10 protein-coding genes are annotated in these 21940 nt (G+C 75.4%); 7 read left to right on the top strand and 3 right to left on the bottom strand.

Annotated elements, in window-relative coordinates; genetic code table 11:
• Nucleotides 1–23 precede the first annotated feature (23 nt).
• Genes IO33_RS0125620 through IO33_RS0125650 form a run of 7 tightly spaced genes read left to right on the top strand, consistent with a single transcriptional unit; the run spans nt 24 to nt 19916 of the window.
• Entirely contained in the window at nt 24–1403 is a 1380-nt protein-coding gene (locus tag IO33_RS0125620; RefSeq protein WP_157857902.1) for an MFS transporter, read from the top strand.
• Nucleotides 1387–4923 (top strand): non-ribosomal peptide synthetase, encoded by a 3537-nt coding sequence (locus tag IO33_RS0125625; RefSeq protein WP_078963895.1) that lies wholly within the window; start codon nt 1387–1389, stop codon nt 4921–4923. Before IO33_RS0125620 ends, IO33_RS0125625 begins: the two co-directional genes overlap by 17 nt.
• Nucleotides 4908–5963: a MupA/Atu3671 family FMN-dependent luciferase-like monooxygenase gene (locus tag IO33_RS0125630; protein ID WP_031169040.1), complete on the top strand. Its 1056-nt coding sequence runs from the start codon at nt 4908–4910 to the stop codon at nt 5961–5963. The genes IO33_RS0125625 and IO33_RS0125630 overlap by 16 nt, the downstream gene beginning before the upstream one ends.
• Nucleotides 5960–10711 (top strand): non-ribosomal peptide synthetase, encoded by a 4752-nt coding sequence (locus tag IO33_RS0125635; RefSeq protein ID WP_051926970.1) that lies wholly within the window; start codon nt 5960–5962, stop codon nt 10709–10711. Before IO33_RS0125630 ends, IO33_RS0125635 begins: the two co-directional genes overlap by 4 nt.
• The gene (locus IO33_RS0125640) at nt 10708–14547 is read left to right on the top strand and encodes a non-ribosomal peptide synthetase (protein ID WP_031169043.1); all 3840 of its coding nucleotides are present in this window, start codon (nt 10708–10710) and stop codon (nt 14545–14547) included. The genes IO33_RS0125635 and IO33_RS0125640 overlap by 4 nt, the downstream gene beginning before the upstream one ends.
• A gap of 3 nt (nt 14548–14550) precedes the next feature.
• Nucleotides 14551–17793 carry a non-ribosomal peptide synthetase gene (locus IO33_RS0125645; protein ID WP_051926971.1) on the top strand — a complete coding sequence of 1081 codons (3243 nt, stop codon included), beginning with the start codon at nt 14551–14553 and terminating at the stop codon, nt 17791–17793.
• Complete coding sequence (locus IO33_RS0125650; RefSeq protein ID WP_051926972.1) at nt 17790–19916, top strand: beta-ketoacyl synthase N-terminal-like domain-containing protein; 2127 nt, start codon at nt 17790–17792, stop codon at nt 19914–19916. The genes IO33_RS0125645 and IO33_RS0125650 overlap by 4 nt, the downstream gene beginning before the upstream one ends.
• Before the next feature lie 73 nt (nt 19917–19989).
• On the opposite strand, the gene IO33_RS0125655 is transcribed toward IO33_RS0125650, so the two are convergent.
• The 3 genes from IO33_RS0125655 to IO33_RS0125665 all read right to left on the bottom strand — a co-directional run bounded on the left by IO33_RS0125655 (nt 19990) and on the right by IO33_RS0125665 (nt 21642).
• On the bottom strand, nt 19990–20727 hold the full coding sequence (locus IO33_RS0125655) for a thioesterase II family protein (RefSeq protein WP_031169049.1): 738 nt from the start codon (nt 20725–20727) through the stop codon (nt 19990–19992).
• Nucleotides 20728–20903: 176 nt separating this feature from the next.
• A complete protein-coding gene (locus IO33_RS0125660; RefSeq protein ID WP_245235889.1) occupies nt 20904–21389 on the bottom strand; it encodes a hypothetical protein in 486 nt (161 codons plus the stop codon).
• A gap of 10 nt (nt 21390–21399) precedes the next feature.
• On the bottom strand, nt 21400–21642 hold the full coding sequence (locus IO33_RS0125665; RefSeq protein WP_031169054.1) for a hypothetical protein: 243 nt from the start codon (nt 21640–21642) through the stop codon (nt 21400–21402).
• Nucleotides 21643–21940 lie beyond the last annotated feature (298 nt).

The following is a 21940-nucleotide window of genomic DNA, read 5'->3' on the forward strand; positions in this document are numbered from 1 at the left end:
GCGACCGTCCTGGGGGCAGTGCAGTGACAGCAACTCCAACCGATCCGAGCCCCGGCCGCTTCACCGGCCTCGGGCCGCTCATGCTGGTCTGGTCGGGCCAGGCCGTCTCGCTCGTCGGCAGTGCGGCGGTCCGGTTCGCCTTCGTCGTCGACGTCTGGTCCAGCGGGGAGCGGGCGAGCGCCGTCACCGCGCTCTCGCTGTGCGCGCTGCTCCCACAGGCACTCCTCAGCCCCATTGCGGGCGCAATTGTCGACCGTATGCGAAAGCGGTCCGCGCTCCAGCTGGCGGATGCCGGCGGCCTCCTCGTCGTGGGCTGCCTGGCACTGCTGCACTACCTCGGCCTGCTCCACTCCTGGCAGATCTACGTCGCCACCGCCCTGCTCGGCGCCTGCGCGGCCTTCCAGCTCCCGGCCCTGGCCTCGGCCGTGCCGCTGCTCGTCCGCAAGGACCAGCTCGGCCGCGCCAACGGCCTGCTGAGCGGCGCCAAGAGCGCGGCGAGCATCGGCGGCCCGGCCCTGGGCGGCATCCTGCTCACCCTCTTCGGGATAGGCCCGACCCTCCTGGCGGACCTGGTGAGTTACGTGCTCGCCCTGATCGGCGTACGACTGGTGCGGTTGACCGGAGACCGGCCCGCGCCGCCCGCCGGGCCGCGCCGCGGCATCACCGCGGAGGCCGGGGAGGGCCTGCGCTATCTGTTCCGCACGCCCGGCCTGCGGGACCTGGTCGTCAACTTCTGTGTCGTCAATCTGGTGATGGTCTTCGGCTTCGCCCTGATCCAGCCCATGGTCCTGCTGCGGGCCGACAGCGCCGCGCTCGCCACGGTCAACACCGCCATCGGCGTCGGCGGGGTCGCCGGCGGCCTGCTCATGGCCGCGTGGGGCGGGCCGCGCGACCGGGGCCGCGGCATGATGCTCGGCGTCATCGGGATGTGCCTGTCCGCGCTGGTGGGCATGGCGTTCGCCGGCGGGGTCGTCGGCTGGTCGGTGGCCGTGCTGATCGGCGCCCTGCTGATGACGGTCGTCAACGCCCAGATGAACGCCGTCGTGCAGACCAAGGTCCCCCAGGAGTGGCAGGGCCGCGTCTTCGGCGCGGTGATGTGCCTCGGCTACATCTCCGTCCCGCTGGCCACCGCCCTGTCCGGCCCGCTCGCCGACCACGTCTTCGAGCCGCAGGCCGCCCACGGCACGGGCCTGTTCACCGTCCTCGGCCCGCTCTTCGGCGACCGGCCCGGCAGCGGCATGGCCGGGATGTTCTTCCTCGCCGGCCTGGCGGGCATCGGGGTCTCCCTGTGGGGGCTGGCCAGCCGGAACATCCGGGAGATCGACCTGGTGATGCCGGACGCGGACGACGAGGCGCAGGGCGTTCGGGAACACGAAGGGGTCCGCGATGAAGTGCGTGCATGAACTCGTCGAGCACCAGGCGCGGTCGGCACCCGACGCCCTCGCCCTGATCGACGGCGACGACCGCCTGACGTACGCCGAGCTGGACGCGCGCGCCGCCCGGTCGGCCGCACTGCTCGCCCGGCACGGCGTACGGCACGGCGACACGGTCGGCGTACACCTGGAGCGGTCGGCCGAGCTGGTCGTGACCGTCCTCGGCGCCCTCAAGGCCGGCGCCGCCTATCTGATCCTCGACCCCGCCTTCCCGGCGGCACGCCTCGGCGCGATGGCGGCGGACGCGGCCGTCGGCGCCGTGGTCGCACCCCGCGGCGCGCACCTCACCGGCGTCGAGGCCCCCGTGGTCCACCCCGAGGACGCCGGGACCGCTCCGTCGCTGCCGCACGGCACGCTCGCGGTACGCCCCGCCGACCGCGCCTGCGTGATGTTCACCTCCGGCTCCACCGGCCGCCCCAAGGGCGTCGCCGCCCCGCACGAGGCGATCACGGCCACCCTCACCGGCCAGGACTTCGCCTCCTTCGGCCGGGGCGCGGTCTGGCTCCAGTGCGCGCCGCTGTCCTGGGACGCGTTCGCCCTCGAACTGTGGGGTCCGCTCGTGAACGGCGGCACCTGTGTGCTGCACCCCCCGGGCCGCCCCGAACCCCTCGTGATGGCACGCCTGATCGCCGAGCACGGCGTCACGTCCATGTACCTGTCGGCATCCCTGTTCAACGTCGTCGTCGACGAGTACCCGGACGCCCTCGACGGACTGCGCGAACTCCTCGTGGGCGGCGAGGCGCTGTCCCCCCCGCACGTCGCCCGCGCCCTCGCCCGCCGGCCCGGCCTGCGGCTGAGCAACGGCTACGGGCCGGTCGAGTGCATGGTCTTCCTCACCACCCACCCGGTCACCCCCGAGGACGTGCGCACCGGCGGGCCCCTCCCGATCGGCCGCCCGCTCGCCGGAAAGCGCCTGTACGTCCTCGACGAGCGGCTGCGGCCCGTCCCCGACGGCGGTACGGGCGAGCTGTACGCGGCCGGCGCGGGCCTGGCCCGGGAGTACACCGGCCAACCCGCCCTCACCGCCGAACGGTTCGTCGCCGCCCCCTCCGGCGAGCGCCTCTACCGCACCGGCGACCTGGTCCGCCGCCGCCTCGACGGCGTCCTGGAGCACCTGGGCCGCGCCGACAGCCAGATCAAGATCCGGGGCTTCCGGGTGGAGCCCGGCGAGATCGAGACGGTCCTGGCCGGACACCCGGGCGTCGACCGGGCCGCCGTGGTCGCCCACGCCCACCCGGCGGGGGACCGGCAGCTGACCGCGTACGTCGTCACCCGCGGGGCGCAGGCGCCGACGGCCGGGGAACTGCGCGACCACGCCCGGACGGTCCTGCCCGACCACCTGGTACCGGCCGCTTTCATGATCCTGGACGCCCTGCCCCTCACCCCGAGCGGCAAACTGGACCGGGCGGCGCTGCCGGCGCCGGACCCCGCCGCCGCGCGGACCGGCGGCACGGCCGAGGCGGCCGGCGGCACGGCCGACGGCACCGCACGCACCCTCTGCGACCTGTTCTCCCAGGTCCTGTCGACCCCCCTCGCCCCCGACGACGACTTCTTCCGGCTCGGCGGCAACTCCCTGCTCGCCGCCCGCCTGGCGGGCCGCATCCGCTCCGTGCTCGGCGTCGAGCTCGACATCCGTACGCTCTTCGAGGCGCCCACCCCGGCCCGGCTCGCCCCGCTCGTCGACCGCGCCCCCGCCGCCGCACCGCCGCCCGAGCCCGCCACCGCGTCGGGCCCGCTGCCCGTCTCCGACGCCCAGCAACGCCTGTGGTTCCTCGACCGGACCGGAGCGGGCGCCGCCTACAACCTGCCCATGCTGGTCCGGCTGCGCGGCACGGTCGACCCGGACGCCCTCGCCGACGCGCTGGCCGACGTGGCCGACCGGCACGAGGTGCTGCGGACCCTCTTCGGCGAGACCGACGGCGTCCCCGTGCGGCGGGTGGTGCGCGGGACGGCGGCGAAGCCGCCCTTCGCCCATGAGTACGTCGGGGGACGGGAGCTGGCGTCCCGCATCGAGGAGGCGGCGCGGCGCCGCTTCGAGCTGAGCACCGAACTGCCCGTCCGGGCCGTGCTGTTCACCCTCCGCGAGCGGCCCGACGAGCACGCGCTGCTCGTGCTGGTGCACCACATCGCCGGTGACGGCTGGTCGCTGCGGCCGCTGTTCCGCGATCTGTCACAGGCCTACGCCGCCCGTGTCCAGGGCCGTCCGGCCGGCTTCGGGCCGCTCGCCGTCCCGTACGCCGAGCACGCCCGCCGCCGCCTCGACCGGCTGGGCTCCCCGGCCGACCCCGAGTCCCTGGCGGCCGTCCAGCTCGCCTACTGGACCCGGAGGCTGGCCGGGCTGGACGCCGACGGCCCCCTGCTGCCGCGCCGCCCCGAGGCGCCGGCCGTGCCCGGCCCGGCCGCCGCGGTCGTCGTCCGGCGGCTGGACCCGGCGGCACACACCCGGCTCGTCGACTCCGCGCGACGCCAGGGCGCCACCCTCTTCATGGCCCTGCACGCCGCCCTGGTCACCGCGCTGCTGCGGGCCGGCGCCGGCCCCGACACGGCGGTCGGCGCGCCCGTGGCCGCGCGGGCGTCGGACAGTGACGTCGAGGACGTCGTCGGGTTCTTCGTGAACCTGCTCGTCCTGCGCGCCGACGCCTCCGGCGACCCCACCGCGGCCGAACTGCTGGCCCGCGTCCGGGACACCGACCTCGGGGCCTTCGCCCACCAGGACGTACCGTTCGAGGAGGTCGTCGGCGCGCTCGGCCCCGCCCGCAGGCCCGGCCGGCAGCCGTTCACCGAGGTGGTCCTCGCGCTCCAGAACAACGCACGCGCCGAGGTCGCGCTGCCCGGCGCGGAGACCGGCGTGGAGCTGGTGCGCACCGGGTCCGCCCGGTTCGAGCTGCTCGTGGACGTGTCCGAGACGACCGCCCCCGACGGCACGCCCGGCGGCCTCACCCTCACCTTCGAGTACCGGGCCGAGGCACTGGAGGAGTCCTTCGTCGGCTGGCTGGCCGAGGCACTCCCGCGGGCCCTGGAGGCCGCCGCGGCCGCCCCGGACACCCGCCTGTCCGCGCTCGCCCTGCCCGAACCGCCCCGTCGGGCGGGCGCCGCCGACCGCCTCGCGGCACCGGCCCGCACCACCGCGCCCGCCGTCGGCACCCCCGCCGAGGAGCGCGTCGCCGCCGTGTGGCGCGACGTCCTCGGCCTCACCCGGATCGGCCGCCACGACGACTTCTTCGCGCTCGGCGGCAACTCGCTGCGCGCGGTACGGGTCGCCGCCCGCCTCAGCACACCCGAGCGGCCGGTGACCGCCGCGCAGCTCTTCGCCACCCCCACCGTCGCCGCCCTCGCCGCCGGACTGGAGGAGGCCGCGGCCCGCCAGCAGCCCGCCATGGCACCCATCCCGCGCAGGCCGCGCGTACCGAACCGAGCCCAGACACCCCAGACGACCGCACCCCATCGCGGAAGCAGGAAGCAGGAGGACAGGCAGTGGACCTCAGCGTGATGTTCTTCGGTGCGGACAGCACCGCCACCGGGCAGGTGCGGCACGAGCGCACCTACCAGGACATCCTCACCGTCGCCCGTACCGCCGACCGCCTCGGCTTCCACGCCGTGTGGACGCCCGAGCGCCACTTCCAGCAGGTCGGGCAGGTGTTCTCCAGCCCGCCCGTGCTCAGCGCGGCGCTCGCCATGGCCACCGAGCGGATCGGGATCCGCGCCGGCAGCGTCGTACTGCCGCTGCACCACCCGCTGAAGGTCGCCGAGGACTGGGCGGTCGTGGACAACCTCTCGCACGGCCGGGTGGGCCTGTCGGTCGCCACCGGCTGGCACTCCGCCGACTTCGCGCTCGCGCCCGGCAACTACGCCGACCGCCGCGCCCGCACCCTGGACACCGTTCCCGTGCTGCGCGCGCTGTGGGCGGGGGAGAGCGCCGAGTTCCCCGACGGCACGGGCAAGCCGGTGAGCGTGCTGCCGCAGCCGCGGCCCGTGCAGGAGTCGCTGCCGCTGTGGATCACCACGTCCGGCAACCCCCAGACATGGGAGGCGGCCGGCCGGCTGCGCTGCGGGGTGCTCGGCGCGACCGTCGGGCAGAGCCGCGACGACCTCGCCGACCGCATCGCCCGCTACCGCGCCGCCTGCGCGGCCGCCCCCGACCAGCGGGGCACCGACGCGCACGGCCGCGTGACGCTCATGGCGCACACCTACGTCGGCGCCGACGACGCGGAGGTACGGCGCCTCGCCGCCGCCCCGCTGAAGACGTACCTCGCCTCCTACCTCCGCCAGACCGCCGCCAACCGCACCGCCGACGCCGGCACCGCCGCGCTCACCGAGGAGAAGACCGCGCTGCTCGCGGAGTTCGCGTTCGAGCGCTACCTGAGCTGGGGCAGTCTGCTGGGCTCGCCCGGCCACTGCGCCAAGATGCTCGCCGACCTGGCGGAACTGGGCGTGGACGAGGTCGCCTGCTTCGTCGACTTCGGCCTCGGCCTCGACGACGTCCTCACGAGCCTGAACCGGCTGGCCGAACTGAAAGAGAGCCTGTCATGACCGCCCCCGTCCGTCCGGGACCGCGGCCCGCCGCCTCCCTCGCCGACCGCTTCAGCGCGCTCGGCGGCGAGCAGCGCGTGCAGCTGCTGCGCAAGCTGGTGGAGAGCGGCCGCGTGCGGGACGTGCCCGCCGTCGTCCCGCGGAGGGACCCCGCCCGGCCGGTCCGGCTCAGCCCCGCGCAGCAGGACCTGTGGGCGTACGAGTCGCTGTATCCCGGCACCCCCGCCCTCAACCTGTGCTGTGCCTATCACTTCGAAGACCCCGTGGACCCCGCCCACCTGGAGGGCGCGCTCACCCTCGTCCAGGAGCACCACGACATCCTGCGCACCCGGGTCACCGAGACCCCCGGCGGCGAACTCCGCGTCGACTTCCCCGACCGCGGCCCCTTCGTCCTGGAGCGCGACGACCTGCGCGGCACCGGCACCAGCGTCCACCAGGCCTTCGACGCCTTCCGCCGACGCCCGTTCGACCTGGACGGGGGCAGCCTGGTGCGCGGCCGGTTCGTCCGCGTCGACGACCGCCGTACGACGCTGATGCTCAGCGTGCACCACGTCATCGCCGACTGGTGGTCCTTCGACGTCCTCCAGAACGAATTCGCCGAGGCCTACCTGGCCATCCGCGAGGGCACCCGGCCCCGCCTGACCCGCCCCGGAATCCAGTACGCCGACTTCTCCGCCTGGCAGGGCGAGCTGGAGGACGCCGGTGTCTTCGGCGAGCGCCTCGCCTTCTGGCGCCGCTACCTGGCCGATCCGCCCGCCCCGCTCACCGCCCCCGGCCACGGATCCACCGCCGAGGACCCCGACCGCGACCCCGACGGCATCGTCCACATCGGCTTCGGCCTCGATGCGCCGGCCGCCGCCGCCGTCCGCGCCCTCGCCCGCCGCTCGGGCACCACCGTCTACGGCGTCCTGATGGCCGCGTTCGCCGTCCTCGCCCACCGGGTCACCGGCGCCGAGGACATGGTGCTGGGCACCCCCGTCGCCAACCGGTCAGCCAAGGGCCTGGAACGGGTCATCGGCTACGTCATGAACGCCGTCCCCACCCGCTGGCGCGTCCGCCCCGACAGCTCCTTCGCCGACCTCCTCGCCGTGTTCGCGGCGGACTTCCCCGACCTCGTCGCCAACGCCGACCTGCCGGTCGGCCGGATCGTCGCGGCCGCCGCACCCGAACGCAAGCTCGGCCGGTCCCCGCTGTTCCAGTGGGTCTTCATGCACCTCACCCAGCAGCCGAGCGTCTCCGCGGTACGCGAGTTCGCCGAACCGGAACGCATCCACACCGGCGGCGAGCACGACCTCGTCGGCGTGGTGAAGGACAGCGGCGACGCGATGATCGGCAGCTTCGAGATCCGTACGGACACGTTCTCACCGCAGGCGGTGGCGCGGTGGGCCGAGTGCTACGTCGAGCTGCTGCGGCAGGTCACCGCGGACCCGGCGGTGCGGGTGGGCGACCTCGGCATCGTGCCGTCGGGCCTGCGTGAACGCCTGCTCGGCCTGGCGTCCGGCGCCGCCGCGGCGGCGCCGGTCCCGCTGCCCGAGCTGGTGGCCCGCCAGGCCGCCCGCACCCCGCACGCGCCCGCGCTCGACACCGGCGCGCGGACCCTGTCGTACGGCGAACTCACGGACCGCGTGGACCGGCTGGCCGGCACCCTGGCCCGGCTCGGGGCCGGCCCCGGACGCCTCGTGGCGCTCCTGCGCGGCCGCGGCACGGACTGGCCGGTGACCGCGCTGGCCGTCCAGCGGACGGGCGCCGCGTATCTGCCCCTCGATCCCGAGCACCCCGCGGAACGCCTGCGGCGCACGCTGGCCGACGCGGACCCGGTGCTGGTCGTCGCGGACGACGCGACGCCGGCTTCCGGCGAGATACCGGTACTGGTACTGGGCCCGGAGGCGTACGAGGGCGAGCCGTTCACCGCCCCCTACCCGGACCCGTCCACCCCCGCCTACGTCATCCACACCTCCGGCTCCACCGGCACCCCCAAGGGCGTCGTCGTCCCGCACTCGGGACTGGCCGCGCTCGCACGGTCCCTGGCGGACGGGCTGGACCTGGGCCCCGGGGACCGGGTGCTCCAGCTGGGCCCCCCGACCTTCGACATATCGGTCGCCGACCTGTGCATGGCCTTCGGCGCCGGCGCGACACTGGTACTGCCGCCGGCCGGGATGCTGGTGGGCGAGGACCTGGGGCGGGTGCTGACGCGGCGGCGGGTGTCCGCGGTCATGACGACACCGTCCGTGCTGGCGACCGTACCGGCCGGCAGCTACCCGCACCTGAGGGTGCTCGCCGTCGGCGCGGAGGCCTGCCCGCCGGAGCTGGTGGCGCGCTGGGCGGTGGACGGCCGCCGCTTCCACAACGCGTACGGCCCCACCGAGGCGACGGTCGCCGTCACGCTCTCCGAGCCGCTCGGCCACGAGCGCGGGCAGACGCGCCCGCCCCTGGGCCGTCCCCTCGCCGGCGCGCACGTACGCCTGCTCGACGACCGACTCCGCCCGGTCCCCCCGGGCACGCAGGGCGAGCTGTACCTCTCCGGTCCCCTGGCCCACGGCTACCTGCACCGCCCCGCGCAGACGGCGGACCGCTTCACCGCCGACCCCTACGGCCCCCCGGGCACCCGCATGTACCGCACCGGCGACCTCGCCTGGCAGGACGACGACGGCACCCTCCACTATCTGGGCCGCACCGACGACCAGGTGAAACTGCGCGGCCTGCGCGCGGAGCCCGCCGAGATCGCGGCCGTCCTCGCCGAACACCCCGCCGTCCGCGGATCCGTGGCTCTCGTCCGGGAGGGCAGGGCCGGCCGCCCGCAGCTGGTCGGATACGTCGTCCCGGTCCCCGGCCACACCCCGGACCCGGACGCCCTGCTCACCCACGCGGCCGAACGTCTGCCCGCCGGCCTGGTCCCGGCCGACGTGGTCGTCCTCGGCGCGTTCCCGCTGACCTCCAACGGAAAGATCGACAAAGCCGCCCTGCCCGCCCCGGCCCCCCGCGGCCCGGCCGCCGCGCCCGCCGTCCCCCGCGTCACCTCCACCGCCGAACAGACCCTGTGCGCCCTGTACGCCGAGGTCCTCGGCACCGAACCGGTGGATGTGGACGCCGACTTCTTCCGGCTCGGCGGCGACAGCATCATGGCCATCCAGCTCGCCGCCCGGGCCGCGGCGGCCGGCCTGCTCCTCGCCCCGAGGGACGTCTTCACCGCCCGCACCCCGGCCCGCCTGGCCCTGACGGCCCGCCCGGCCGCCCCCGAGCAGCCGACCGGCCCCGACCTGGCCGAGGGCCGCTTCCCGCTCACCCCGATCATGCGCTGGTGGCGCGAACAGGGCGGCCCCCTGGGCACGTTCATCCAGTCCATGGCGTTCCCCGTGCCGCACGGCGTCGACCAGGACCGCGTCCGCGCCGCCGTCACGGCCCTGGCCGACCGTCACGCCGCCCTGCGCATGCGACTGATCCGGCACGCCGCGTCCGCCGACTGGGAACTGGAGGCGGGCCCCGCCACCGTACGCGCGGAGCGGATCGCCGTCCCCGCCGGCGCCGACCCGGCAGACCTCGCCGAGGCGGCGGCGCGCTCCGCCGTACTGGATCCGGAGCGGGGGGAGATGCTGCGGGCCGTCTGGTTCGACGCCGGGCCCGAGCGGCCGGGTCTGCTGCTGCTCCTGGTGCATCACCTGGCCGTCGACGGAGTGTCCTGGCGGGTGCTGGGGCAGGAGCTGGCACGGTTGCTGGCGGACGGCGGTGAGCCCCCGGCGGACCCGGGCGCCTCGTTCGCCCGGTGGGCGCGGCTGCTGCCCGCCGAGGCGGACCGGGTGATCGACGAACTGGACTGGTGGACGGCCCGGTTGAGCACCGCCGGACAGGCCCGGCTGCTGACCGGAGAGGACGACTGGGCGAGCCGGTCGGCCGGCGCCCTGCGCCGCGCCGTCGTCACCGTCGACGTGGACGCCGAACTGACCCGGTCCGCCCTGGTCACCCTCCCCGGCGCCTTCCACTGCGGTGCCGACGCCGTCCTGCTCACCGCCCTGGTCCGCGCGGCCGTCCGCCGGCGCGGCACCGGTACCGACCTCCTGCTCCACCTGGAGGGACACGGACGCGAGGCACTGTCGGCACCCGTGGACGTCTCGCGCACCGTCGGCTGGTTCGTCACCCAGTACCCGGTCCGCCTCGACCTCGGCACGGACACCGGACCCGCGGCGCTCAAGCAGGTCAAGGAGCAGCTGCGGGCGGTGCCGTCCGCGGGACTCGGCTGGGGCCTGCTGCGCTACCTCCACCCCGAGGCCGGCCCGGCCCTGGCCGGGCTGCCCGCTCCCGACGTCCGCTTCGCCTACCTGGGCCGGTTCGCCGGGGACGACGCGGCCGGTGGCCGGCTGCTCGACTCCGGGCCGGACGCGGTGCCGGTCGCCCACGCCCTGGAGATCGACGTACTGGCCCGGGGCACGGAGGGCGCACCGCGGCTGGAGGCGACCTTCTCGTACGCGGAGGGCGTGCTCACCGAGGACGACGTACGCGAGCTGGCCCGGCTGTGGACCGAGGAGCTCGCCGCGCTCGCGGCGGACACGGCGGACGGCGCGGCCGCCGGTCACACCCCCTCCGACTTCCCGCTGGTCGCCCTGACCGTGGATCAGCTCGCCGAGCTGGAGGACGGCTTGGAGTTTGGGGACGACGTGGAGTCCGAGGAGGACACCGACGGTTTCGCCGGCTTCAACGGCTCCGGCGGCGCCGAGGGCTTCGGCGGCTTCGACGGTGAGGTGGCCGGCCGATGAGCGGAAACGTCCAGGACGTCCTGCCGCTGTCCCCGGCCCAGGAGGGACTCCTCTTCCACACCCTTCGGGAGACGACGGGACCCGACCCCTACCTGGTCCACGCCCGCTTCCGGATCGGCCCCGGCACCGACCCGCAGCGGATACGGGCCGCGGTGACGGAACTGCTGCGGCGCCACCCCAACCTGCGCGCCTGCTTCCGCCACGAACGCCTCGACCGGCCCGTGCAGATCATCCCGCGCGCGGTGCGGGTGCCGTGGCGGGAGGCCGACCTCACCGGCCTCGGCCCGGACGAGCGGGCCGTACGGATGCGGCGGCTGCTGGACACGGACGCGGCCCGGCGCTTCGACCCCGCACGGCCGCCCCTCCTGCGGGCCACCCTCGCCCGCCACGACACGGGCGCGGAACTGCTCCTGTCCTTCCACCACATCCTGCTCGACGGCTGGTCCATGCCGGTCCTGGAGGCGGACCTGGCCGCCCTGGTCGCGGGCCGCCCGCTGCCGCCCGCCGCTTCCTACCGCGACTACCTGGCGTGGCTGGCGCGGCAGGACCGGGACAAGGCGGAGACGGCCTGGGCCGAGGCCCTGGAGGGCCTCGAACCGCCCGTGCCGCTCACGTCCCCGGCCACCGCCGGCGACTCCTCCTGCGACCGCGCCCTGATCCGCCTGCCCGCGGGCCTGACCGCCACCCTCACCCGACGCGCGGCGGAGGCCGGTGTCACCCTCAACACCCTCGTCCAGGCCGCCTGGGCCCTCGTCCTGGCCCGCACCACCGGCGCCCGGGACGTGGTCTTCGGTGCGGTCGTCTCCGGCCGTCCGCACGACCTGCCCGGCGTCGAGAGCATGGTGGGCCTGTTCGTCAACACGCTCCCGGTACGGGTCCGGCTGCGGGCCGGCGAGACCGTCACCGAGCTGCTGGTCCGCCTCCAGGACGAGCAGTCCCGGCTCGCCGCCCACCAGCACGCACGGCTCGCCGACATCCAACACGCGGCCGGTGTGGGGGAGTTGTTCGACTCCGTCCTCGCCTTCGAGAACTTCCCGCAGCGCGGCGAGGACGACGCGGACCCGGACGAACCGGCCCTCCTCCAGGTCACGGACGCCACCCACTACCCGGTGACCCTGGCCGTCACCGCCGGCGAGCGACTGACGCTGTCGGTCGGCTGCCGCCGGGGCCTGTCGGCGTCCGCGACGGCCGGGCGAACGGCCCATGCCCTGGCCCGGCTGGCGGACGGCCTCGACCTGGTCGCGGACCGCCTCGACGTACTGCCGCCCGCGGAGCACCAGGGGCTGATCGACCTCGCCACCGGCCCGGTCCGTCCCCCGGCCCTGCCGGCCACCGTCACCGGCCGGTTCGCCGAGCAGGTCGCGCGCATCCCCGACGCCCCGGCCGTCGAGTCGGACGACGGCGTCCTCACCTACGCCGGCCTGGACGCGGCCTCCGACGCCCTGGCCGCCCGTCTGGTCCGGGCGGGCACGGCCCCCGGTGACACGGTCGCCCTGCTGGTGCCCCGCTCCCCGGCCGTGGTCGTGGCCCAGCTGGCCGTCCTCAAGGCGGGCGCCTGCTGGCTCCCGCTGGACCCGGCCCAGCCGGCCGAACGCCTGGCCCGGCTGACGGAGGCGGCGGGGGCCCGGCTGGCGTTGACCGCGGGGCCGGCAACCGAACTGCCCAGGCACATAACGGTGTTGGACGTCCATGCGCCCGGCGCGGCCATCACCTCGTCCCTCCCGGAACCCCACCCCGGCTCAGCCGCCTGCATCCTGCACACCTCCGGCTCCACCGGCGAACCCAAGGGTGTCGTCGTCCCGCACCGCGGCATCGTCGAACTCGCCGCCGACGCCCGCTTCCAGGGCGACGGCCACCGCCGTGTGCTGCTGCACGCCCCGTACACCTTCGACTCGTCGACGTACGAGGTGTGGATCCCGCTCCTGAACGGCGGGACGGTCGTGGTCGCCCCGCCCGGCCCCGTCACCCCCGGACTCCTGCGCCGCGTGATACCCGAACGGGGCATCACCGCGCTGCTCCTCACGCCCGAACTGCTGCGCACGATCGCCGAGATCGCACCGGAGTCGGCGGCCGGGCTGACGGAGATCTGGGCGGGCGGCGATGTGCTCGACCCCGCGACCGTGGCCCGTGTCCTGGCCCACTGCCCGGGCGCCACCGTCGTCAATGGCTACGGCCCCACCGAGGCGACCGTCTTCGCCACCGCCCACACCGCCGACGGCGGCCCCGGCGTGATCCCCCTCGGCCGCCCGCTGGACAACACCCGCGCCTACGTCCTGGACGGCCTCCTGCGCCCGGTGCCCGAGGGAGGCACCGGCGAGCTCTACCTGGCCGGCACCGGCCTGGCGCACGGCTACCTCGCACGTCCCGGACAGACGGCCGAGCGGTTCGTCGCCGACCCGTACGGGCCGCCGGGCGGCCGTATGTACCGCACCGGCGACCTGGCCCGCTGGACCGGCGACCGCGTCCTCGACTTCCGAGGCCGTGCCGACGACCAGATCAAGGTGCGCGGCGTCCGTGTCGAACCGGCCGAGGTGGAGTCCGCGCTCGCGGCCTGCCCCGGGGTACGGCGGGCCGTCGTCGCCGCACGCCCGGACGCCACCGGCGGCAAGCGGCTGGCGGCATGGCTCCTGCCGGACGAGGCCACCGGTGACGACTGGCCCGCCCTCCTGGCCAGGGCCAAGCAGGCCGCCGCCCGACGGCTCCCCGCCCACCTCGTCCCCTCCGTATGGGCCCGCATCGACCACGTACCGCTCACCCGGCACGGCAAGACGGACCGGGCCGCACTGCCCGAGCCGACGGGCGACGCGCTCGGCGTCCGCCGCACCCGCGCCCCGCGCGACGAGCGCGAACGGCGGCTGTGCGCGCTGTTCGCAGAGGTGCTCGGCGTGCCCGACGTCCACCCGGACACCGACTTCTTCACGGCCGGCGGCCACTCCCTGACCGCGCTGCGGCTGGCGTCCAAGGCCCGGGTGCCGCTGGCCACCCTGTTCGCGGCCCCGACCCCCGCCCTGCTCGCCGCCCGCACCGTCCCCACTCCCGACAACGACCTGTCACCCCTCCTCACCCTCCGCCCAGGCGGCGGCCGCATCCCCCTCTTCTGCGTCCACCCGGCCCTCGGCCTCGGCTGGTCCTTCGCCGCCCTCCTCCCGCACCTCCACCCGGACCGCCCGGTGCACGCCCTGCAGAGCCCCGCGCTCACCGAGGGGGCGAGCGGACTCCCGGCGAGCGTCGCCGCGTTGGCCGAGGCGTACACCGAGCGCATCCACGCCCGCGTGCCGAACGGCCCGTACGCCCTGCTGGGCCACTCCTTCGGCGGCTGTGTCGCCCACGAGATCGCCGTACGCCTGCGCGCGGCCGGGCAGGAGGTGCGGCTGCTGGCCGTGCTGGACGCGATGCCCCAGCCGCCCGGCACCCCCCGGTTGCCGGCGGACGTGGCCGAGCGGGAGTCGTTGCGGATGCTGCTCGACAGCCACGCCCCGGGCCGGCCCGCACCACCGGGCCGGTTCGGCCGCGCCGAGGCGTTCGCCGCGGTCCGTGCCGCCGACGGGCCGCTCGCCGCTCTCGGCGACGGGGTCCTGGACGCGGTCACCGACGCGCAGGCCCACCACATCCACCTCTCCCGCGCCTGGCGCCCGTCCCCGTACGACGGCCCCGTCACCCTCTTCTCCGCGACCCGCCGGTCCCACGCCACCACCGCCGAGAAGGCGGCCGCCTGGCGACCCTCGACCGCCGCCCTCGACGTGCACGAACTCGCCTGCACGCACGACGGAGTACTCCAGCCGGACCCGGCGACACACGTCGCCGCGGTCCTCGAAACCACCCTCCGGGGGGAGTGACCGATGACCACCGACACCCTTGCCCTCGTCCCGCCGGCCACCGACGAGGAGTACGCGTTCCCCGTCTCCGACGCGCAGAGCCGGCTGCTCGTCCTCGACCAGCTGAACCCGGGCACCGCGCAGTACAACGTGCCCGTGGCCTTCGCCGTGACCGGCCCCTTCGACGCCGCCGCGTTCGGGCGTGCCCTGGACACGCTGGTCGCCCGGCACGAGTCACTGCGCACCGTCTTCCGCACCGCCCCGGACGGCACCCAGACCCAGCTCGTGCGGGCCGCCGGCGGCGCCGCGCTCACCGTCGAGGGCGCGGTTCCCGCCGACCGGGTGGACACGCTGCTGCGGCAGGAGGCCGCCCGCCCCTTCGACGTGGCCACCGGACCGCTGCTGCGCTGCACGGTGTACGCCCTCGACGACGGTACCCACCGCGTGCTGCTCGTCGCCCACCACCTGGTCTGCGACGGCTGGTCGCTGGGCGTCATGCTGGACGAGCTGGGCGCCGCCTACCGGGACGAAGCGGCCGGACGGCCGCACAGTCCACCCGGGCAACCCCTGCAGTTCCCGGACTTCGCGGTCTGGCAGCGCGAACGCCAGGCGGCGGGGGAGTCCGACACGGCCGTGAGGCACTGGGTGGAGGCGCTGCGCGGCGCGCCCACCACCCTGGAGCTGCCCACGGACCGTCCGCGGCCCGCCGTGCGCTCCGCTGACGGCGGCTGTGCCCGCTTCCCGCTCCCGGCCGCCACGCGTGCCCGCCTCGCCGAGGCGGCCGGGGCCTGCGGGGCGACGCCCTTCATGGCGCTGTTCGCCGCCTACGCCGCCTTCCTCGCCCGGCTCTCCGGCCGCGACGACCTCGTCATCGGCTACCCGGTGTCCGGCCGTGAGCACCCCGACCTCCAGCACACCGTCGGCATGCTGGCCAACACCCTCGCCCTGCGCGTCGACGTGAGCGGCGACCCGTCCTTCCACGAGCTGACCGCCCGCGTCCGCACCGCCCTGCGGGCCGCCGCCCCGTACCAGGACGCCCCGTTCGAGGCGGTGGTGGACGCCCTCGCCCCGGTCCGCGAGACCGGCCACGACCCGGTGGTCCAGGTCGTCTTCTCCTACGACGACGACACCGCCCTCACCCTGGACCTCGCCGGCACCGACACCCGACGGCTCGAACTCACCCTGGACACCGCGAAGTTCGACTTCCATCTGCATGTGGAGCGCTGGGGGGACGACCTGGCCGCCCAGTTCATCCACCGCGGCGACCTGTTCGAGGCGGCGACCGTGCGCCGCTGGACCCGCACCTTCACGGTCCTGCTGGACGGCCTCCTCGCCGACCCGCACGCCCCGCTCTCCCGCCTCGCCCCGGTCGCGGAGGACGAGCGCCGGCTGCTCGTCGCACAGAACGACCGCCTCGGCGAGGCCGCCCCCGTCGACCGGCTGGTCCCCGACCTGATCGCCGGCGTCGCGGCGGCCCGCCCGGACGCCACCGCGCTCGTCCACGGCACACGACGCCTCAGCTACCGGCAGCTGCTGGAGCGGGCCGACGCGCTGGCGGCCCGGATGCGGGCCCTCGGCGTACGCCCCGGCAGCCGGGTCGGACTGCTCCTGCCCCGCTCGGCGGACCAGGGCATCGCCGCGCTCGCGGTGCTGCGGGCGGGCGGCGCCTACGTGCCCCTCGACCGCGCCCACCCCGACGACCGCCTGCGCTACATGCTCGACTGCTCCGGCGCCGGCCTGCTGCTGACCGCCGAGGCCACCGCGGAGCGGGCCGCGGAACTCGGCGTGCCCTGCCTGCGCGTCGACCGCGCCGACCCGGCCGAACCGCGGCCCGTCACCGACGGCCCGGCACCCGGCGCCCGCGACCTCGCCTACGTCCTGTTCACCTCCGGCTCCACCGGCCGCCCCAAGGGCGTGGCCGTCGAGCACCGCTCCCTGGTCAACCTGACCACGGCCGTGCGCCACTCCTTCCCGGTGACGGCCGCCGACCGGGTGCTGCAGTTCGTGGCGTTCGGCTTCGACGTCGCCGTCTCCGACCTGTTCTTCCCCTGGGTCGCCGGCGCCGAGCTGCACGTCCCGACCGAGGAGGAACGGCTCGGCGAGGCCCTGCTGCAGCGGCTGCGCGACTCCCGCATCACCTACGTGTTCCTGCCGCCGTCCGCCGCCATGCTGCTGCCCGACATCAAGGGACAGCTGCCCGACCTGCGTACCATCGCGGTCGGCGGCGAGGCCTGTCCCGCCGAACTCGTGGAGCGGCTGCACGAACCCGGCCGGCGGATCGTGAACGCCTACGGTCCGAGCGAGGTCTCCGTCTACTCCCACACGGCCGACCTGACCCCCGGCGAGCCGGTGGTGCTCGGCCGCTCGGTCGCGGGCAGCCGCTTCTACGTCCTGGACGAGTGGCTGCGGCCCGTCCCCGTCGGCGTCACCGGCGAGATCTACATCTCCGGCGCCGGACTCGCCCGCGGCTACATCGGACAACCCGGCCTGACCGCCGAGCGGTTCGTCGCCGACCCGTACGGCGCACCCGGCACCCGCATGTACCGCAGCGGCGACCTCGGCCGCGTCGACGCGCACGGGGCGCTGACCTACCTCGGGCGCAGCGACTTCCAGGTCAAGCTGCGCGGGGTGCGCATCGAACTGGGCGAGATCGAGTCGCTGCTGGCCGCCCACCCGGACGTGCGGATCGCGGCGGTGACCGTGCGCGGCACCGGCGACGAACAGCGGCTCATCGGCTACGTGGTGTGCCGCGACGAGGCCGCACCGCCCACCGCCGACGCCCTGCGCGCCCACCTCGCCGAGCGGCTGCCCGCCTTCATGCTCCCCGAGCTGTTCGTCCGCCTCGCGGAACTGCCGCTCAGCGGCAACGGCAAGGTCGACCGCTCCCGGCTGCCCGAGCCGGACGTCACCCGCCGTGTGCCGGACGCGAGCGCGGCGGCCGCCGGGACCGCGACGGAGCAGCTGGTCGCCGGCATCTGGGCACGCGTCCTGATCATGAACCGGGTCGGCGTCCACGACAACTTCTTCGAGATGGGCGGCAACTCGGTCCGCCTGCTGCGTGTGCTGGCCGCCCTGCGCGAAGCCGGTGCGGACGGCGGGATCACGTTGGTCGACCTGTTCCGCCACCCCACCGTCGCCTCCCTCGCCGCCCGCCTCGACCAGGCACGAGAGGCGGAACCCGACGACTCCGCCGCCCGCGGCCGTGAACGACACCACCGGCGCACCGCCGCCCGACGACTCCGCTCCCGGAAAGGCACACCCCGATGACCGACACCGCAGCCGCCGAGGCCCTCGACTCCGCCATCGCCGTCATCGGCATGAGCGGCCGCTTCCCCGGCGCCCCCGACCTCGACACGTACTGGAAGAACCTCCTCGGCGGGGTCACCTCCATCACCGACTTCACCGAGGAGGAACTCCTCGCCGACGGCGCGGACCCGGACGAGATCCGCGGCCGCGACTACGTGCCGGCCAAGGGCGTCCTCGCCGGCGCCGACCGGTTCGAGGCCGGCCTCTTCGGCTTCAACCGCACCGAGGCCGCCGCCCTCGACCCCCAGCACCGGCTGCTCATGCAGACCGCCTGGTCCGCCCTGGAGGACGCCGGCCACGACCCCCTCGGCGCACCGCGCCGCACCGGCGTCTACGTCGGCGGTGGTGTCACCGAGCACATGCTGGCCGCCCAGACCGACCCCGCACTGGCCGCGCGGATCGGCGCCCTGCAGGTGCGCATCCTCACCGACCGCGAGTTCCTCGCCCCCTGGATCTCCTACCGTCTCGGCCTCGACGGCCCGAGCCTCACCGTCCAGACCGCCTGTTCCACCTCCCTGACCGCGATCCACCTCGCCTGCCAGGCGCTGCTCCTCGGCGACTGCGACACCGCGCTCGCCGGCGGGGTCGCCGTCGACACCGTCCGCAGCCGCGGCTACGTCCATTACCAGGGCGGGATCTTCTCGTCCGACGGCCGCTGCCGCCCCTTCGACGAGGCGTCCGGCGGCACCGTGCCCGGAAACGGCGTCGGCGTGGTCGTACTGCGCCGCCTCGCCGACGCGCTCGCCGACGGCGACCCCGTCCGCGCGGTCATCCGCGGCAGCGCCGTCACCAACGACGGCTCCGCCCGCGTCGGCTTCACCGCCCCCGGCGTCGACCAGCAGACCGCCGCCATCGTGGAGGCCTGGACGACGGCGGGCCTGGACCCGGCCGACGCCCAGTACCTGGAGGCGCACGGCACGGCCACCGAGCTCGGCGACCGCATCGAGGCGACCGCCGCGACCGCCGCGTTCAAGGGCGCCCTCGGCACCAACTCCATCGGGCTGGGTTCGGTGAAGGCGAACATCGGCCACCTGGACGCGGCCGCGGGCGTGGCGGGGGTCATCAAGACCGTCCTGATGCTGGAGCACGCCGTCATCGCCCCGACCGCCGGAGCCGGCCGTGCGCACCCCGAACTCGCCCTGGACGACTCGCCGTTCCACGTCGTCACCGAGGCCGAACCGTGGCCCGAGCCCGAGTACGGCCCCCGCCGGGCCGGCGTCAGCTCGGTCGGCATCGGCGGCACCAACGTCCATGTCGTCCTGGAACAGGCCCCGCCCCGCTCCCGGGGCGCCGAATCACCGGACCCGCAGGTGCTGCTTCTGTCCGCGCACACCGAGGACGCCCTGAGGGCCCTCGCCGGCCGCCTGGCCACCGCCCTGCGCGCCCCGGAGGCCCCCACCCTCGCCGACACCGCCCACACCCTCCGCTTCGGTCGCACCCCCCTGGCCGTCCGCGCCTACGTCCTGGCCGCCGACCGGGAGGAGGCCGCGATCCGCCTCGCTGAACTCGCGGAAGGCCGCACGGCGGTGGCCCCGGCCGTCGCGGAGGATCTGCGGGCGATCGGGGAGGCGTGGCTGCGGGACGAGATGCTGCCGTGGCCGGGGCAGGGCCGCCGGGTCTCGCTGCCGACGTACCCGTTCGGCGGCGAGAGCTACGGGGCGCTCACCCTGGGGACGGCCTCGGCGTCCCGGGAACAGGAGTCCCGGCAGGCGGATTCCATGGCCCCGGATCCCCGGACCCCGTCCTCTGGGGCCCCGGATGCTCAGCTCCCGGATGCCCAGCTCCCGGATGCTCAGGGACCGGAGGCGGGCGATGGCCTGGACGCGTCCGTCCGCGCCCTGCTCGTCGAGACGCTGGGCCTGAACGACGCCGGCGATCTGGGCATGACGTACTTCGCCGCCGGCGGTGACTCCCTCGCCGCCGTCCACCTGGTCGGCTGCCTGCGCGACGACTTCGGCATCGACGTGCCGCTCACCCTGTTCCTGGAAGAGCTGACGCTCGACGAGCTGGCCCGGCGGATCGTCGAGTCGCGGGAACCCGACGACGCGCTGGACGCGCTGCTCAGCGAGTTCGAGAACGCGTGAGGACATGAGCGCATGGGAAAGGGGGCCGGTGGTCGTCACCGGCCCCCTTTCCCCTTCCTCGCCTTCCCCCTCCTCACGCGTGCGCGAAGAGCGACGTCAGCACCTTCGTCACGTACGGCAGATGGTCGTCCAGGTAGAAGTGCCCGCCGGGCAGCACATGCGTCGTGAACGCCCCCTCCGTCTCCCGCTGCCAGGCCGGCACCTCGGCCACCGGCACCCGCGGATCGGCATCCCCCGTCAGCGCCACCACCGGGCAGCGCAGCCGGGCGCCGGGGCGGTAGGAGTAGGCGGACAGCATCGCGTAGTCCGCGCGCAGGACGGGCAGCGCCAGCTCCAGCAGCATCGGGTCGACCAGCAGACTGTCGTCCGTGCCGGCCAGCAGCCGCAGCTCCGCCAGCAGGTCGTCGTCCGAGGGCACCCCCGTCCACCGCGTCACGAGCGGCAGCGAGGGCCCTCCGCGACCCGAGACGAACAGCGCGGCGGGCGTCCGGCCCCGTGCCTGGAGCGCCCTGGCCGTCTCGAACGCCATGAGCGCGCCCATGCTGTGTCCGAACAACGCGAGCGGCCGGCCCGCAGGATCCGCGGGCAGCGCGTCCAGGACGGCGTCCACGACCTGGTCGATCCGCTCGGCGAACGGCTCCGTGAGGCGGTCGTGCCGGCCCGGGTACTGCACCACCGAGGGCTCCAACGGGCCGGCGACCGCGGCCGACAGGGCGTGGTAGGCGGCGGCCGCGCCGCCCGCGTGCGGGAAGCACAGCAGGCGGGCGGGGGCGTCGGGGGCGTGGTGGAAGCGCCGTATCCACTCGTCCATGGGAGTCCCTCTCTGTCCTGAACTACACGCTGGGTCAAAAGGTGAAGCGCACGCTGAAAAACGATGAGGCACACGCACGCGCATGCCGAAGTACGGGCCGGCGCGGGGAAACGGGCCGGGCCCCGTGCCGGTTCGCCCGGCCCGGGGCCCTGTCTCGTCCGTCCGCGCCGGCCGGCTCACTGCGCCGCGGCCATCCAGCTCTCCAACTGCTCCAAGGTCGTCCCGGGGTCGGCGACGAGCACGTTCAGCTCGTCGTCGTGCGGGTTGAGGGTGACGACGGCGGGGCAGCGGTGGCAGCCCTCGACGCCCACCTGGTTCCACCACTTGCAGTGCGGACGCAGGTGGCACCGTGGTACGGCCCCGGATCCGGCCTCGGACTGCGCCGGCACGGTCCGGATGCGCTCGATCAGACCGCACGCCTCGCCCACCCGGTTCGCGCAGTCCGACACGCAGTGCGAGGCGAACCGCAGCACCCGATGGGGGGCGATGCCCTCCGGGATGCTGCCCAGGACCTCGGCAGCCGGCACCGGATCGGCGAGATAGACGACCTCGCCCTGGTCCCCGGAGCGGACGCCGAGGACCACGCTCTCCGGGCGGCTCGCGTCGCCGGAGGGACACCAGTTGAGGGGCTGACGCCCCGCGGAACCGTCCACGGTGCTCACCTCCGCACCCCTAGCAGTTTGGCCGGTTGATGCCCGACGCCTCGCTGAGGGCGACCAGGCCGCCGGTGACGCCGTCGCTGACGACGCCGTGCTCCTTCTCGGCCGCGACCGCCTTGGCGATGCTCGCCGCCAGCTGCTCCTGCGAGGTGATCCGATCGGTCCGGCCGGCCGCCGCCGCGGGCGCGGCCGACGCCGTGACGATGCCGGTGACCAGCGCCGCGGCCGCGGCCGCCGTACGAAGACCCTTGTTCATCTGTGCCCCTTCCCAACTCTCCCAAGTCGCTTTGCAGGTACGCGACTTGACGGTACGGGCGACGCGGGTCCGGAACCGGCGGTCGGGGCGGCAGCTTCGCGGAATCATCGAGTCGCGGCCACCACCCGCTGCCGGACGAGCGGGCGGTTGGCTCGATCATCGCCTGTCGTGCCGCTCGCGCCGCGTCCTATGATCACCACTCCGCGTACGAGGGGGCGAGATGGCGGCTGGTGGACCGACGATGGCCGGGCACCCGTGCGGCCAATGTGGACATGCTGGTCGGGCCGGGTGGGGTCTT

The organism is Streptomyces durhamensis, assembly GCF_000725475.1.
Lineage (GTDB): Bacteria > Actinomycetota > Actinomycetes > Streptomycetales > Streptomycetaceae > Streptomyces > Streptomyces filipinensis.

Excerpts from the sequence above, each read along its gene's own strand:
- IO33_RS0125640 (WP_031169043.1), top strand. The coding sequence starts at position 10,708 with ATGAGCGGAAACGTCCAGGACGTCCTGCCGCTGTCCCCGGCCCAGGAG.
- IO33_RS0125635 (WP_051926970.1), top strand. The coding sequence starts at position 5,960 with ATGACCGCCCCCGTCCGTCCGGGACCGCGGCCCGCCGCCTCCCTCGCC.
- IO33_RS0125665 (WP_031169054.1), bottom strand. The coding sequence starts at position 21,642 with ATGAACAAGGGTCTTCGTACGGCGGCCGCGGCCGCGGCGCTGGTCACC.
- IO33_RS0125650 (WP_051926972.1), top strand. The coding sequence starts at position 17,790 with ATGACCGACACCGCAGCCGCCGAGGCCCTCGACTCCGCCATCGCCGTC.
- IO33_RS0125645 (WP_051926971.1), top strand. The coding sequence starts at position 14,551 with ATGACCACCGACACCCTTGCCCTCGTCCCGCCGGCCACCGACGAGGAG.
- IO33_RS0125625 (WP_078963895.1), top strand. The coding sequence starts at position 1,387 with ATGAAGTGCGTGCATGAACTCGTCGAGCACCAGGCGCGGTCGGCACCC.
- IO33_RS0125655 (WP_031169049.1), bottom strand. The coding sequence starts at position 20,727 with ATGGACGAGTGGATACGGCGCTTCCACCACGCCCCCGACGCCCCCGCC.